14 protein-coding genes are annotated in these 14,543 nt (G+C 55.4%); 3 read left to right on the plus strand and 11 right to left on the minus strand.

Annotation, left to right across the window (positions count from 1 at the left end):
- Nucleotides 1-46: 46 nt before the first annotated feature.
- From RTM13_RS15230 to RTM13_RS15280, 11 genes are all read right to left on the minus strand, one after another.
- The gene (locus RTM13_RS15230) at nt 47-919 is read right to left on the minus strand and encodes a polyprenyl synthetase family protein (RefSeq protein ID WP_312212897.1); all 873 of its coding nucleotides are present in this window, start codon (nt 917-919) and stop codon (nt 47-49) included.
- 166 nt (nt 920-1,085) lie between these two features.
- Nucleotides 1,086-1,835 carry an SDR family oxidoreductase gene (locus tag RTM13_RS15235; RefSeq protein ID WP_312212899.1) on the minus strand — a complete coding sequence of 250 codons (750 nt, stop codon included), beginning with the start codon at nt 1,833-1,835 and terminating at the stop codon, nt 1,086-1,088.
- Between the two features lie 122 nt (nt 1,836-1,957).
- Nucleotides 1,958-2,728, minus strand: a complete 771-nt coding sequence (locus RTM13_RS15240; protein WP_312212901.1) for a PhnD/SsuA/transferrin family substrate-binding protein — start codon at nt 2,726-2,728, stop codon at nt 1,958-1,960.
- Complete coding sequence (locus tag RTM13_RS15245; RefSeq protein WP_312212903.1) at nt 2,718-3,692, minus strand: fatty acid desaturase; 975 nt, start codon at nt 3,690-3,692, stop codon at nt 2,718-2,720. The genes RTM13_RS15240 and RTM13_RS15245 overlap by 11 nt, the downstream gene beginning before the upstream one ends.
- A gap of 139 nt (nt 3,693-3,831) precedes the next feature.
- Nucleotides 3,832-4,473 carry an HAD-IA family hydrolase gene (locus RTM13_RS15250; RefSeq protein WP_312212905.1) on the minus strand — a complete coding sequence of 214 codons (642 nt, stop codon included), beginning with the start codon at nt 4,471-4,473 and terminating at the stop codon, nt 3,832-3,834.
- A gap of 45 nt (nt 4,474-4,518) precedes the next feature.
- A complete protein-coding gene (locus RTM13_RS15255; RefSeq protein WP_312212907.1) occupies nt 4,519-5,253 on the minus strand; it encodes a hypothetical protein in 735 nt (244 codons plus the stop codon).
- An 11-nt stretch (nt 5,254-5,264) separates the two neighbouring features.
- Nucleotides 5,265-6,005, minus strand: coding sequence for a HesA/MoeB/ThiF family protein (locus RTM13_RS15260; protein ID WP_312212909.1), 741 nt, complete (start codon nt 6,003-6,005; stop codon nt 5,265-5,267).
- Nucleotide 6,006: 1 nt separating this feature from the next.
- Nucleotides 6,007-6,273: a hypothetical protein gene (locus RTM13_RS15265; RefSeq protein WP_312212910.1), complete on the minus strand. Its 267-nt coding sequence runs from the start codon at nt 6,271-6,273 to the stop codon at nt 6,007-6,009.
- A gap of 264 nt (nt 6,274-6,537) precedes the next feature.
- Nucleotides 6,538-7,491, minus strand: coding sequence for an aldo/keto reductase (locus RTM13_RS15270; protein WP_312212911.1), 954 nt, complete (start codon nt 7,489-7,491; stop codon nt 6,538-6,540).
- 139 nt (nt 7,492-7,630) lie between these two features.
- Nucleotides 7,631-10,003 (minus strand): membrane-bound PQQ-dependent dehydrogenase, glucose/quinate/shikimate family, encoded by a 2,373-nt coding sequence (locus tag RTM13_RS15275; protein ID WP_312212912.1) that lies wholly within the window; start codon nt 10,001-10,003, stop codon nt 7,631-7,633.
- Between the two features lie 168 nt (nt 10,004-10,171).
- Entirely contained in the window at nt 10,172-10,693 is a 522-nt protein-coding gene (locus tag RTM13_RS15280) for a GNAT family N-acetyltransferase (protein ID WP_312212914.1), read from the minus strand.
- Between the two features lie 318 nt (nt 10,694-11,011).
- On the opposite strand from RTM13_RS15280, the gene RTM13_RS15285 reads away from it, so the two are divergent.
- Genes RTM13_RS15285 through RTM13_RS15295 form a run of 3 tightly spaced genes read left to right on the plus strand, consistent with a single transcriptional unit; the run spans nt 11,012 to nt 14,541 of the window.
- Entirely contained in the window at nt 11,012-12,673 is a 1,662-nt protein-coding gene (locus RTM13_RS15285; RefSeq protein ID WP_312212916.1) for an ABC transporter substrate-binding protein, read from the plus strand.
- Between the two features lie 18 nt (nt 12,674-12,691).
- Nucleotides 12,692-13,645: an ABC transporter permease gene (locus tag RTM13_RS15290; protein ID WP_312212918.1), complete on the plus strand. Its 954-nt coding sequence runs from the start codon at nt 12,692-12,694 to the stop codon at nt 13,643-13,645.
- Between the two features lie 2 nt (nt 13,646-13,647).
- Entirely contained in the window at nt 13,648-14,541 is an 894-nt protein-coding gene (locus tag RTM13_RS15295; protein WP_312212920.1) for an ABC transporter permease, read from the plus strand.
- Nucleotides 14,542-14,543: the final 2 nt, after the last annotated feature.

The raw sequence follows: 14,543 nt of genomic DNA on the forward strand, positions 1-14,543 counted from the left end.
GTAATGTGGTTCCATAGTTGAGTGCGGCTTGAACCGAAGGGCGGTATCAGGCGATTTTCATGACCGGTGACCAGTCGGCAAGGTGATGACCAAGCCACAGATGCATAAACTGTCGGATGGCCCCGCCCTGCGGACAGGCAAAGGTGAGGTGTCTGTCGGCGGAATCAATATGCTCGCGTAGCTTTTGCCGGGCCGCGTCCGCGCCCAGCCGGTTCACCAGCGTCGATTTTCCCGCGTCCTTGTTGCGATCTTTACCCGTTGCCGGATGGTCGTCACGCAGATCGTCCAGCAGCTGGAAGGCCTGGCCGAAATCGAGAGCGAAGGCGTGCAGCGTCTGCCGCGTGCTCTCAGGCGACGCAGCGGCGATGGCGACGATCTGTAGCATCGCGCTAAACAGAATACCGGTTTTCAGGTGGTTGGTGCTGAGGATGGCATCAGGGGTACGGTCCAGATCAGCATCGTTAAGATCGCGAAACTGTCCCAGCACCAGGCCCTGCACGCCGACGGCAGCAGAAAGCTCGTTGACCGCCTGGGCGCGCCTCTCCCCCGGCAGATCGCCGGTGGCGGCGATCAGGCCAAAGGCTTTGGAGAGCAGCCCAACGGAGGCGAGGATAGCCACGCTCTCGCCAAATTTTTTGTGGGTGGTAGGCTGACCACGACGCAGCTCGGCGTTATCCATGCAGGGCATATCGTCGAGCATCAGCGACGCGGTATGGGTTAATTCAACGGCACAGGCGAGATCGAGTAGCGTGGACATACTGCCCTGATAGCGCAGATCGCGGGCGGCCAGCAGCATCAGCAGCGGACGGATCCGTTTGCCCGGCGCCAGGACACCTTCGCGCATCGCAAGGCTGACGACATCCTGGCTGTCGGTTTGAGATAACAGGCCAGCCAGGTGCTCATCAATGGATTGTCTCATTACTTCTATTTCGCGATGGGGCGAAACGATCGCTTTACTGCCACTCACCATTGCAAGGTTACCCGCTGTATTGTCTTGTAGTGTCACTTAACCGTAGACCGCGCGGATAGCTCTCGCCAGGTTCTGAAGTAGTTTTACATTGATCGGAGTAAGAGACGCGCTCTCTTTAGATCTGCGCCATACCGCCATCAACAAACAGCTCCGCGCCGTTGATAAAGCTGGCCGCATCAGAGCCGAGAAACGCCACCACTTTACCAATCTCCTCCGGCTCGCCCAGGCGACCCAGCGGCACCTGTGCGGCGAGGGCATCAAACAGCCCCTGGCGATGCTCATCCGGCACCAGATCGCCGAGACCAGGCGTACGAACCGGGCCAGGGCTGACCACGTTGACACGAATGCCACGATCTTTCAGATCCAGCGCCCACGAGCGCGCAAAGTTGCGCACCGCAGCCTTGCTGGCGCTATAGACGCTGAAGCTGGCGGTACCCTTAACTGAGGTGGTCGATCCGGTTAAAATGATCGATGCGCCATCGACCAGCAGCGGCAGCGCTTTCTGCACCGTGAACACCATGCCACGCACGTTCGTGCCAAAGATACGGTCAAAATGCTCTTCGCTAATGGCCCCCAGCGGCTGCATATCGCCGCCCCCGGCGTTGGCAAACAGAATGTCCAGCCGTCCGGCCTGTTTAGCTATCTGGGCATAGACCGCGTCCAGTTCCGCCAGCTTAGAGGCATCGGCGCGAATGCCGGTTGCCGCCGCGCCGATGGCATCCACCGCCGCGTCCAGCTCAGCCTGGCGACGCCCGGTAATAAATACCTGCGCCCCCTGAGCCGCCAGCACCTGTGCCGTTGCCAGACCAATGCCGCTTGTACCACCAGTGACCAGCGCAATTTTACCGTCGAGTTGTTTGTTCATCTTATTGTTCCTTACTGTGTAGTCGTGAGTATCGGGATTGCCCGTCACCGCATCGTCAGGGCATGGATGAACTCTACTGCGCAATTGATTAGTGAAAAATAGTGGAAAATAGAAAGGACTATTTATGGCTGTGGATAATCACCGGAGAGGATGGGCGCATAGTCCTGCCGCGAGACGTCGCTAAAGCCGCTGATAAACAGCGCTGCACAAAGGGTGCGATACGTCGGGTCGCTGACCAACTGGCGCAGCGCGTCCCGCAGCAGCGCGATGCGTGACGGCGGGGTGTTTCTGGCGGTAATCAACGGCAGTCCGGGCGCGGCGGGGCTTGCCCCGATAACGGCAAGCTCAGAGATTAACTGTGGCGCATGGCGCTGAAGTAGAGCGAAGGTAACGCAGTCGATGGCCGCAATGTCCGCCCTGCCCTCGCCGATTTCAACCAGCGACTGGCGGTGGCTGCCGCTGAAGATAACGTCATTAAAGAAGTTTCCAGACTGTGCCAGCGGCGCGACCATCTGCATAAACACGTTGTAGCCTGACTGGGAGTCGGGTGCGTTGCAGACCGCGCGGCTGCCACGAAAATCCGCCAGCGTTTTATGCCTGTCGCTCTGCCGCACCACCAGCAGGCTGCGGTAGCGAATGCCTTCGCAACCCGGAGCCGAATAGTGAAAGCAGCCCACCGTCTGCACCTCCGTTAGCCGCGTAACCAGCGGATAGCCGCAGGCCTGGCTCAGCAGAAGATCGTCGCTCTGCCAGTGGGTCAGCAGATCCTCCTGCGGCCAGACCGGCGTGACGGCAACGCCCCTTGCCGCCAGCAGATCCTGCACAGCCTGGATCAGCGCCTCGCTATCCGGGCGGTAGAGATCATACATTGGAAACGCAATCTTACTGCTCATTACCGTTCACCTTGTTAAAGCCGGGATGGGCATTAACGTTCACCGAGCGCCATAGAAAGTGCCGCAGCCACTCGCCATAGCCCCGCACCAGAAAGCCGCCGTTGCGCTGCTGATAGCTCGCCCGATCCCGCAGGTAGAGTTTGCGTAATGCATACCAGGGCACGCCCGGCAGATCGTGATGCACAGAATGGTAGTTCAGATTAAGGAACAGTACCCGCCACGGCAGCGAGGCCTCGTTGATCACCGAGCGGGCAAGCGGATCGTTATCCGCCCGATGCTCCAGAAAGGAGCGCACCTTGGTCAGGGCCAGCGCCGGATAGCTGACCGCCAGCACAAAATAGAGGATCGAAAACTCGCAGCGCAGCAGCCAGGCAAAGGTCACGGCCAGCAGAACACCGTGCACGATCCACATCGCTATTGCCCGACGCTCCAAACGGAGAAATGATGTCACCATGCCAGCCAGTAGCTGGGCGATATCCAGCGCCGGAGCCAGCAGCAGGCGACCGGGAAAGGTGTTGCGCAGGGTAATAACTTTTCGCTGCCAGGGCGCATAGCGCCGCCAGCGCCACTCGGGAATGTAGTAGGACTCGGGATCGTCCTCCGGCTGCGTGAGCAGATGGGTACGGTGATGCGCCAGATGTGCATCCCGATAGAGACCGTACGGGTACCAGACCGCCAGCGGCATCAGCCCCAGCAGCTGGTTTACCCGCGGATAGCGCGTTGGGTGGCCGTGGATCAGTTCATGCTGGAGCGACATGTACCAGGTGGTAAACCAGATCAGCAGCAGCGTAGCGGGCAGCAGCCCCAGCGTCTGCCAGAACGCCAGCGTCGTAAACCAGCCGCCGTAGATTACCGCGATCAAAATCCAGGTTGGCAGCTCGCAGCGCCACAGCCAGGAGCGGGCGCGCTGTCGAACCCAGTCGCGCTGCTCTTCATGCAGCCAGCCAGCGGTGCTTTTTGCCATCTTCTCCCACCTTTTACCCCGATGTCAGACGGGCAAACGATGTGAGAAAACGGCGGTAATGACAAAGAATTTAAATGGCTTAGCTTTTGCGAAGCGCGGCAATGGCAGCGCTAATCGCAGCAAGTTATTTAAATCCCTTTTACCAGCTTAAAGAGAGATAATCGTCTTTAAATGCAACCTGAATGTTCGTGTAATCAGTCAGCTGCATGGATGCCTCATTCAGCAAACCGTGATGGCCTGACCCTACAACAACAACACGCATGCCCGCAGCAACCGCAGAGTGAATTCCTGAAGCGGCATCCTCAAAAACAAGACAGTCGCCAGGCTGCACACCTAACGTAATAGCTGCTTGTAAATAAGGTTCCGGATCCGGTTTTCCGTGAGTCACATCTTCAGCAGTAATCATCACATCAGGCACTGGAATGTCCGCACTCGTTATGCTGCGCATAGAGACTTCTCTTGCTCCAGAGGTCACGATGGCAAGACGATCTCCAGGAAGCTTTTTCATAAACTCTATAGCGCCTGGGATAGGTTTAACATAGCTCAACGCATTTATCGCTCGTTTTTTTATCTCATCAATACACTCCTGATTAAAAAAATAAGGAGATATGAGTTTTAACGTTTCCTCTATCGTTCTGCCGTGGATGATGGATTTTATATATTCAGGATCAACGTGATTAACATTAGCCCAAGAGGCCCAAAGGTTTTCAATGCATACACCAGAATCTACCAGCGTTCCGTCAAGGTCAAAAAGAATAGCTTTACACTCAATGGTTATCATAATCTTTCCTTATAAAATGAAGCGTAACAGCATTGAGCCACTTTATTAGCGAACGGCAACTTTGTAATATAAAGCGCTATCTACAGCTAAGCGCATTGCGGTAGCCATAGCCAGAGGGTTATTTGCCTGCGCTATCGCTGAATTAACCAGAACAGCATCCATTCCTATAGAAAAAAGCTGCGTAACCTCCGTAACGTTAAGAATACCCGTTTCCCCTACACAGGGAATGCTGACTATGTTTTTCACATTTGCCATAGCCTGTAGGTTATAAATCCCCTTCCCCGTCCCTAACTCCCCTGCTGATAAACGTAGCGCACAGCACCCCATATCCTGGAGTTTCATAGCCGCATAGGGATCGGGCGTTATCATTGGCATTACGTCAAAACCAGCCTTAATGAGTACGTCTGCCGCCGTGATAACATCATAGTTATTAGCCCATCGCTGCTGTTCATCATTTCTAACATCGAGTTTAACAAATCGAATACCAAATAGATCCCTTAGTTTTATTGCCGTATCGATAGCCTCATGAGCTGAGTGTACAAATGATGTGGTGGATACGGGAGTATATCCGTAATGACATTCATCGAAGGCCTTGCTTACATCAGCAATTGCCACACCTGAACTACGATCTTTGGGGTTAATTGTTGCTATAAGAAGCTCAGCCCCCGCAGCAACTGTAACATCGCGGATCATCTCTGCGGAATCATACTGCTCAGTGCCTATCATTAATCTTGATGTTAATTTTACATGAGCCGTTTTAAGCCATGGCGCTAGTTTCATTGTTCTATCCGTTATTGATTATGATGGTAAGATGAGCAACTATTGCAGTGGTTGCCCTTTGAGAATAAAAAGCTTTTCATTTCTAAAGTTAATGAATCGAATACAAACATCTTGTTTACGTAATTTGCTTTTTGCCCGGCAAGAATTTCAATGGCCATGGTCGCTGCGGCAGTGCCAATGACCCCCACTGAGGCCCCTAACACACCCATCCTGTCAGGTGACGGGATAACATGGTCCGGTGGAAGTTCTGGAAAGAGACACCGATAGCAGCCATTGGCTATATCAAAGAAAGTGATTGCACCTTCATCACCCAATACGCTTGCATTGATAAAAGGGGTTTGCATTGCACAACACGCATCATTAACAGCGTAACGCGTTGGCAAATTATCACACCCCAGGATAATTAAATCATGCCCCTGAATATATTCTTCTACATTAACAGCAGTGACCCTGTCTTTAACAGTGACAACGTCAACATGTGAATTAAGCTGGAGCAGGCTATTTTTAGCCGCATCCACTTTTGATAAGCCAATATCTTTTTCACCAAAGAGGATCTGGCGATGCAAGTTGGATAATGAGACAACATCATCGTCGATTAACGTTATTTTTCCGACCCCTGAGGCAACCATATAAAGTGCAATCGGACAGCCTAAGCCTCCGCACCCTATAATGCACACTGCTGCTTTTTCTAACTTCGCCTGCCCCAGCAAGCCTATAACTTTGCGCTGCCGTTCATAGCGCATCTCGTTCATCTTAACCCCCAGCCATGGGTATAATAATCTCGATAGCACTCGAACTTTTTAAACGCATCGATGGATCTTTAGTTCTTTGTTTGTTCACATAAACCAGAACAAATCCGCTGAACTCTGTCTCGTTTTTTACAATCTTATTAATGAGTTCTTGATGATTAATTAAATACAAGACCTCCAGAATCGTTGAGCCAGATGGCAAAGATAATGATAAGGAGCTGCCAATTGATTTAGGTATAATTACATCAATAGTAATCTCTTCGTCGTTCATGACACATATCCCTTATTCAGTAAACCAATTGATACGTAAATTCGTTCAACCGTCACACGATTAAAATACTCCTTATAAAAAGAGGCGCAATTTTTTTACAGCAGGATTTTTAAGTGGATCATATTTCTGGAGATATATTAGCCAGCAGTATAAATCATAAATAAATTATAATGATTTTGGATACCTTGCCTGTGTTCAATCGTCAACCTGCATCTGCTCACCGTGCAGATGCAGTTTTTTCGCCAACGGGGAATAAGGAAAGAGCTATGCGCCAGCGTTATCCAGATCGAGAATATCTTCCGGCGTGAGCTGAAGGTTTATCGCTTCAACAAAGCCATCAACGTGCTCGATTTTGGTGGCGCTGGCGATAGGTGCGGTCACGCCGGGACGGCTAATCAGCCAGGCGAGCGCCACCTGCGCGGGCTTCACGCCGTGCTTCTCCGCAACGCTGTCCAGCGCTTCCAGAATGGCATAGCCGCGCGGGTTAAGGTATTTACCCACGCCCTCACCGCGCTGGCTCTTGCCCAGATCCTTCTCGCTGCGATATTTTCCGGAGAGGAAACCGGAGGCCAGGCTGAAGTAGGTCACCACGCCGATATTCTCCCGAACCACCAGCTCCTGCAATTCACTTTCAAAGCCGTCGCGATCGTAGAGGTTATACTCCGGCTGTAGCACCTGGTAGCGCGGCAGGCCGTTAGCATCGGCCGCCTTAAGTGATGCCTCCAGCTGCGCCGCATTGAGGTTGGATGCACCAACCGCACGGATCTTGCCAGCTTTCAGCAGCTTCTCATACGCGCCGAGGGTCTCTTCGTAGGGGGTGCTGTCGTCGGGCCAATGGGAGAAGTAGAGATCGATATAGTCCGTTTGCAGGCGTTTTAGGGAGTCATCAACCGCCTGTTCAATCCAGCGGGCGGAGAGCCCTTTTTTCCCCGGCTCGCCAAGGTCAGAGCCGACTTTGGTAAACAGGGTGATTTTTTCCCGTACGCCAGGGTGGGCGGCAAACCATTTGCCAAGGATCGTTTCGGATTCGCCGCCTTTGTTGCCCGGCACCCAGGCAGAGTAGACGTCGGCGGTGTCGATGGCGGTCAGGCCGCGCTCCAGCAGCGCATCCAGCAGAGTAAAGCTCTGCTTCTCGTCAACGGTCCAGCCAAAGACGTTACCGCCAAAAACCAGCGGTGGAATGTGTAATCCCGTCGTGCCTAATGAACGTAAAGCCATGCGCAATACCCCTTTTTTAGTTACGGTAAAGGCAATCGTAGACAAAACAGGGTAATAACGCACTGAATGCAGATGTAGATTTACAGAAGGGAAAGCTCTTCCCTGCGGGCCTGGTGGACCGCAGGGAAGAGTAAAGAGATTACTTCAGACGGTAGGCAACAACGGCGTCGCCGCCTTTGGTGCCCAGCGAGCCGTGACCGCCCGCGGCAATAACCACGTACTGCTTGTTATCGCTGCCCAGATAGGTCGCCGGGGTCGCCTGGCCGCCCGCTGGCAGCTCGGTCTGCCACAGTAGCTTACCGGTGTTGATGTCGTAGGCACGGAAGAAGTTATCCGCCGTTGCGCCATGGAACACCACGTCACCCGCCGTTACCAGCGGACCACCATGAGCGACCATCCCCATCGGGAAGCCGATTGGGAAACGCCCAGGCAGGAAGGTGGTGTTGAGGTTTTTGGTCGTACCGACCCGACGCATCCACTCCGTTTTACCGGTAGTCAGATCGACGCCCACCATCCGGCCCCACGGCGGCGCAATACACGGAATGCCCAGATCGGAAGAGAGCTGCTGAATGTGGATCGCGTAGGTGCCCTGGAAGTTCTCGTTCCAGTACGGCGAGTTCTCCTTGGTAAACAGACGCTCCTCTTCTGTCTGCGGGGTACGCTTGATCAGGTTGTATTTGTAGGCCAGACGTACCGGAGAAGCGATCAGGATCTGACGCTCCGGATCGATAGCCACCGATCCCCAGTTAAATACGCCGATGTTACCCGGGAAGACAATTGAACCGCCTTCGGTGGCTGGCGTCCACGGGTTACCGTCGTAGCGCAGCGATTTAAAATCAATACGGCAGGCCATCTGATCGAACGGTGTGATCCCCCACATCGCTTTTTCGCTCAGCGGATCGGGAATAAAGTTCAGCGCGGAGACCGGCTGAGTCGGTGAGAAGCTCTCTCCAGTAATGCCGCCTTCGGTTGACACTTTCTGCTGGTTAATCGGGTAGACAGGCTCGCCAGTCAGACGGTTAAGCACAAACAGGTTACCGGTTTTGGTCGGCAGGATAACGACCGGTTGTTTTTTACCCTGGTAGTCGATATCCAGCAGCGACGGCTGGGACGGGTTGTCGCGGTCCCACAGATCGTGCTTAGAGGACTGGAAGCGCCACTTGAACGCACCGGTGTTGAGATCCAGCGCCACCAGCGTGTCGCGGAATTTCTCGGTGTTGCTCTGTGGATCGCGCTGGGTACCGACTTCATCCGGCGAGGCGTTGCCAAACGGCACATAGACCAGGCCGTTTTTCAGATCGGCGCTGAGGGTGGCCCAGGCCACAGGGGTATCCTGCGGGAAGGTCTGCCCGGCGGCAATCGGCTGGGTATTCTCAGGATTTGCCGGATCGAAGTTCCAGACCAGATGACCGGTTACGGCGTCAAAGGCGCGGATCACGCCCGACGGGTTACCGGTGTTATAGCCGTTGTCCATCACGGAGCCGCCGAGGATCACCAGCTTACCGGCCACCAGCGGGGCAGCGGTCTGCATCAGCGCGTGGGGACGAATGGTACCCATGTTGTCATGCAGATCGACAATACCGTTAGTGCCGAAATCGGCGCACGGTTTACCGGTATCGGCATCCAGCGCAACCAGCTTCGCGTCGGTAGTCGCGTTGAAGATGCGGCGAGTACAGGCTGCCGGTGCAGGGTTAGATTCATTCTGCTGGGCTGCGCTGCCGTCATAGTAGCTTACGCCACGGCAGGTCTGGTGCTGTTGCAGGTAGGAGCGATCCTTTTCAGGAACATATTTCCACTTAAGCGCCCCGGTCTGCGGATCGAGAGCGTGCACCTCGTTGTGCGGCGTACAGAAGTAGAGCGCGTTGTTGACCTTCAGCGGCGTCGCCTCAAAGGTGTACTCGGTGGCGTCTGTACTTTCGCGCAGATCTCCGGTGTGATAGGTCCAGGCCACTTCCAGATCGCTGGCGTTATCTTTATTGATCTGGTTGAGCTTAGAGAAACGCAGGCCGTTGGTGGTGCCACCGTAGGCGGTCCAGTTGTTTTCCGCGACGTCGGCGCTGGAGGCGTTACGTGCGTTGGTAATGGTGCCATCCTGCGGGTACGGATCGTAGAAGCAGAGACCGATTACCAGGGCAATCATCACCGCCACGGTACCGCCGAGGAAAGGATGGAAGCGACGTTCCCCTGCTCCGCTGGCGCGGAATAGCGGACGAACCACCCACGGCATCGCCAGCCAGAGGCCAATGACGCCAATCAGATCGCCGCGCGGGATCCACTGCCATTTATCAAAGCCGACCTCGTAGATAATCCAGGCCAGAACAATCCACATCAGCACCGCATAGAGGCTAAGCGCAATGCGTTTGTTCAGGTAGAGCGTAACGGCGGTGGCAATCAGCCCCACGGCCATCACGGCGTAGAATGGCGAGCCGCCGACCAGCAGCAGTTTCGCCCCCATATAGAGCATCGCAAGCCCAATGAGCGCGATGATGATACTTGTTATTTTGTTAAGCATGATTTCCCTGACATAGACAAATGTACAATTGAAACGGCGTTTTACAACAATTTCGAAACAATGTTACAACGATCACAGAAAAAATATAGAGTTAGCGTCATCGCAAATTTGTCGTTTTGTGCGGGGAAAGGGTTAGAGAGAGGGTAAGAAACGGGTAAGCGCACGCCCTCAGGCGCTACGCATCAGGCCAAACAGCCAGTCGTTATGCAGTTGATCCCGCAGCCGGTAGCTTTCATGCAGCTCCTGCTCCAGGGTGAAACCCACCTTTTCCAGCACGCTGCGGGAAGCAAGATTACCTGCGGTGACGGTGGCAATCAGACGCTCAATCCCGCCCTCGCGGAAAGCATAATCACAAACGGCCCGCAGGGATTCTGTCCCGTAGCCCAGGCCCTGCGCTTCCGGCGCAAACAGAAAACCTACCTCGGCACAGTCAGGGCCGCGATGGATGTAGCCCGTAACGCCCAGCTTTTTTCCTGTCGCCTTGTCAGAAACCACGAGGCACAGCCAGTGCGGGCTTTGAGGAGACCAGCGCGGCAGCCTTGACTCAAAAGCGGCACGGATTTCTTCATCAGTCGGCAGATCCGCAACGTAATACATTACCTGCGTGTCTGTCTGTAGCGCCCGGAAGAAGTCCCAGTCGCTCTCTGTAATCTGCGTACAAGCCAGTCTGGCGGTATCGATAGTCACCATTTATTGTCTGTCTCTTTTATTTAATTTCCGAAACTTATCAATAAAAACATATCATTAATTTATTTAATAAAAAATACCGGGAGGTGACTATATTACGCCAGTAAAAGAACAAGAAAACGTTTGCTGGTGCAATTCCGCAACACAATTCCCGTATAGGGTGCATAAATATAAGGTTATTTTATTTCGCCATAAAAATCTGGGGCCTACGATAAGTCATTTCTATTTTATGGCCCGGCTCACGACTATTTTCAGGAAATTCAGAACTGGTATGTATCTTGCCTGTTAAAAAACGACACTCTATTTAACAGGGAACCTGTGATGCTGAATACCGTACTCTTGCGTAAATGCCGTATCGCCGTTGCTGTTTCTGGGGCGCTGGCGCTGTTCTCCTCTTTGCAGGCTAATGCTTCAACGCTGCGGATCGCTATGACCGCCGCAGATATTCCCTTAACCCTCGGCCAGCCGGATCAGGGCTTTGAGGGCAACCGTTTTACCGGTATTCCGCTGTACGATGCGCTGGTGGAGTGGGATCTCTCCCAGGGCGAAAAACCCAGCGGTATCGTACCAGGCCTGGCCACTGAATGGCATGTCGATCCGCTGAACCAGAGCCGCTGGATCTTTACTCTGCGTCCTGGGGTAAAATTCCACGACGGTACCGAGGTTAATGCCGACGCCATCGTCTGGAACGTCGATAAGGTGCTGAATAAGAGCGCCCCGCAGTACGCGCCAGGACAGATCGGCAATACCCTTTCACGCATGCCAACCCTCGCAGGCGTCGAGAAGATCGATGACCATACCGTCGCCCTCACCACGTCCGAACCGGATGCGTTACTGCCCTATAACATCACTAACCTGTTTATCGTTTCACCGACCGCCTGGCAGAAACTCTACGATGCGGTTCCGGCCGCTACCGGCGATACCGCCGCCCGCAGCAAGCAGGCGTGGACAGAGTTTGCCGCCCACGCCGTCGGCAGCGGTCCCTTTAAGCTGGAAAAGCTGGTGCCACGCCAGCAGCTGATCCTCAATAAGAACCCGGACTACTGGAATAAAGATCGTGTGCCGCGCGTCGACAAAGTGGTGCTGATCCCACTCCCGGAGGCCAATGCCCGCACCGCTGCCCTGCTCTCAAAGCAGGTGGACTGGATTGAAGCCCCGGCCCCCGACGCGGTGGATCAGATCAAAGCCCAGGGCTTTAAAATCTACGCCAATACCCAGCCGCACCTCTGGCCGTGGCAGTTCTCCTTTGCCGAGGGATCGCCATGGAAAGATATCCGCGTGCGCAAAGCTGCCAACCTGTGTCTCAACCGCGCCGAGCTGAAGAGCTACCTTGGCGGCTACATGGCTGAGGCGACCGGCGTCTATGAAGCCGATAGCCCATGGCGCGGCAAGCCTACCTTCCAGATCAAATACGATCCCGATACCGCCCGCAAGCTGATGACCGAGGCCGGGTTTAGCGAAAGCAAGCCGCTGCACGTCACCGTCGCCACCTCCGCCTCCGGATCTGGCCAGATGCAGCCCCTGCCGATGAACGAATATATCCAGCAGAGCCTGAAAAGCTGCTTCTTCAACGTCGATCTCAAAGTCAACGAGTGGAACACCCTGTTTACCAACTGGCGTCTTGGGGCAAAAGATCAGTCCGGCAAAGGGATCGATGCGATCAACGTCAGCGCCGCGGTCAACGATCCCTATTTCGGCATGATCCGTTTCGCCACCGCCAAAGCCTTCCCACCGCTGGCGGTGAACTGGGGCTACTTCTCCACGCCGGAAACAGAGAAGCTGGCGACAGCGGTGAAGCACGCCTTTACCCCAGCCGAGATGGATAAGGCCGCTGGAGAGCTGCACGCCGCGCTGGTGGATCAGGTCCCGTTCCTGTTTGTGGCCCATGACGTCGGGCCGCGAGCGATCTCGCCTGCGGTCACCGGGGTGGTGCAGCCGCAAAGCTGGTTTATCGACCTTAGTCTGGTGAGCAAAAAAGAGTAATCGTAACGGGGGCAAAAGATGATCAATACGCTGCTATACCGTATTCTGCTGGCCGTACCCACCATGCTGGGGGTGGCGGTGATCTGTTTTATGCTGGTGCAGATTGCGCCAGGGGATCCGCTAGTCTCGGTGATGCCGCCGGACGCCTCGGAAGCCCTGCGCCAGACGCTGCTGCAGGCCTACGGCTTCGATAAGCCGCTGCCGCTGCAGTTTGTCAACTGGCTGTGGCGGGCGTTGCAGGGCGATCTCGGCATGTCGGTAGCCACCGGACGACCGGTGATCGACGAGGTGATGACGGCGGTCGCTTACTCCCTACGCCTGGCGCTGCTGGCGACCATTATCGGCTTTGTGCTCGGCAGCCTGTTCGGCTTCGTCGCCGGGTACTTTCGCAATAGCATTGTCGATCGTCTGGCTTCGGTGCTGTCGGTCTTCGGCGTCAGCGTCCCGCACTACTGGCTGGGGATGCTGCTGGTCATCGCTTTCAGCGTCAAGCTTGCCCTGCTCCCCGCCACCGGCGGCGGGCCGATTGGCGAAGTGGGCTGGCAGTGGGACTGGGCGCATCTGCAATTTATGTTATTACCGGCCATTACCCTGTCGGTGATCCCAACCGGCATCATCGCCCGTACCGTGCGCTCGCAGGTGGCCGATATTCTCAGCCAGGAGTTTATCGTGGGCCTGCGCGCTCGCGGGCTTAACGAATCGCGCATCTTTTTCCATGTCATGAAGAATGCCGCCCCTACCGCGCTGGCAGTGATGGGCTTGCAGGTGGGCTACCTGATGGGCGGCTCGATCCTGGTGGAGACGGTCTTCTCCTGGCCCGGCACCGGCCTGCTGCTCAATACCGCCATCTTCCAGCGCGATCTGCCGCTGCTGCAGGGAACTATCTGGGTGCTGGCGCTGTTCTTTGTCCTGCTCAACCTGCTGGTGGATATCCTGCAAACCACCCTCGACCCGCGCATTAAGAGGAGCTGATTATGGTGGATACCGCAACCACGAAAGCTGTACCCGCTTCCCAGGCGCTACCTGCCCGGCAGGGCTACTGGCACGGCGTCTTTCGTCGTCTGCTACGCGATCCCGGCGGCGTGATCGTCGGGACGATCATCCTGCTGCTGCTGGCCCTGGCGCTGTTTGGCCCCTGGCTGATTATAAAAGATCCTTACCAGACCTCGATGTTTCTCCGCCTGAAGCCCATTGGCACCGACGGCTTTCCTCTCGGCTCCGACGAGCTGGGGCGGGATATGCTCTCGCGCCTGATCCTCGGTACCCGTCTGTCGCTGTTTATGGGGATTGTTCCAGTAGTGTTCGCCTTTTTCATCGGCGGTGCGATCGGCATTATCGCTGGCTACGCGGGAGGGAAAACCAACACCATCATTATGCGTACCGTGGATGTCTTCTACGCCTTCCCGTCGGTACTGCTGGCCATTGCCCTGTCGGGCGCGATGGGCGCGGGGATCGGTAATGCCCTGCTGTCGCTGACCCTGGTGTTTGTCCCGCAGGTAGCGCGCATTGCTGAGAGCGTTACCGCCCAGGTGCGGCATATGGATTATATCGACGCTGCCCGCGCCACCGGGGCCAGCGCATTCACCATTATCCGCGTCCAGGTGCTGGGCAACGTGCTGGGGCCGATCTTTGTCTTCTCTACCGGGCTAATCTCGGTCTGCATGATCCTCGCCTCCGGGCTGTCGTTTCTGGGACTGGGAGTGCGTCCGCCGGAGCCGGAGTGGGGCCTGATGCTCAACACGTTGCGCACGGCAATCTACACCCAGCCGTGGGTGGCGGCCCTGCCAGGCCTGATGATCTTTATCACCTCCATCTCGTTCAACATCCTCGCGGACCGCCTGCGTGCGGCAATGGCGATTAAGGAGTAAGC

It is taken from the genome of Pseudescherichia sp. (genome assembly GCF_031979925.1).
Taxonomy (GTDB): Bacteria; Pseudomonadota; Gammaproteobacteria; order Enterobacterales; family Enterobacteriaceae; genus Pseudescherichia.

Bases quoted from the DNA above. Each gene is read 5' to 3' on its own strand.
- RTM13_RS15265 (WP_312212910.1), bottom strand. From the start codon at position 6,273: ATGAACGACGAAGAGATTACTATTGATGTAATTATACCTAAATCAATT.
- RTM13_RS15295 (WP_312212920.1), top strand. From the start codon at position 13,648: ATGGTGGATACCGCAACCACGAAAGCTGTACCCGCTTCCCAGGCGCTA.
- RTM13_RS15240 (WP_312212901.1), bottom strand. From the start codon at position 2,728: ATGAGCAGTAAGATTGCGTTTCCAATGTATGATCTCTACCGCCCGGAT.
- RTM13_RS15230 (WP_312212897.1), bottom strand. From the start codon at position 919: ATGAGACAATCCATTGATGAGCACCTGGCTGGCCTGTTATCTCAAACC.
- RTM13_RS15275 (WP_312212912.1), bottom strand. From the start codon at position 10,003: ATGCTTAACAAAATAACAAGTATCATCATCGCGCTCATTGGGCTTGCG.
- RTM13_RS15285 (WP_312212916.1), top strand. From the start codon at position 11,012: ATGCTGAATACCGTACTCTTGCGTAAATGCCGTATCGCCGTTGCTGTT.
- RTM13_RS15270 (WP_312212911.1), bottom strand. From the start codon at position 7,491: ATGGCTTTACGTTCATTAGGCACGACGGGATTACACATTCCACCGCTG.
- RTM13_RS15280 (WP_312212914.1), bottom strand. From the start codon at position 10,693: ATGGTGACTATCGATACCGCCAGACTGGCTTGTACGCAGATTACAGAG.
- RTM13_RS15250 (WP_312212905.1), bottom strand. From the start codon at position 4,473: ATGATAACCATTGAGTGTAAAGCTATTCTTTTTGACCTTGACGGAACG.
- RTM13_RS15260 (WP_312212909.1), bottom strand. From the start codon at position 6,005: ATGAACGAGATGCGCTATGAACGGCAGCGCAAAGTTATAGGCTTGCTG.
- RTM13_RS15245 (WP_312212903.1), bottom strand. From the start codon at position 3,692: ATGGCAAAAAGCACCGCTGGCTGGCTGCATGAAGAGCAGCGCGACTGG.
- RTM13_RS15290 (WP_312212918.1), top strand. From the start codon at position 12,692: ATGATCAATACGCTGCTATACCGTATTCTGCTGGCCGTACCCACCATG.
- RTM13_RS15255 (WP_312212907.1), bottom strand. From the start codon at position 5,253: ATGAAACTAGCGCCATGGCTTAAAACGGCTCATGTAAAATTAACATCA.
- RTM13_RS15235 (WP_312212899.1), bottom strand. From the start codon at position 1,835: ATGAACAAACAACTCGACGGTAAAATTGCGCTGGTCACTGGTGGTACA.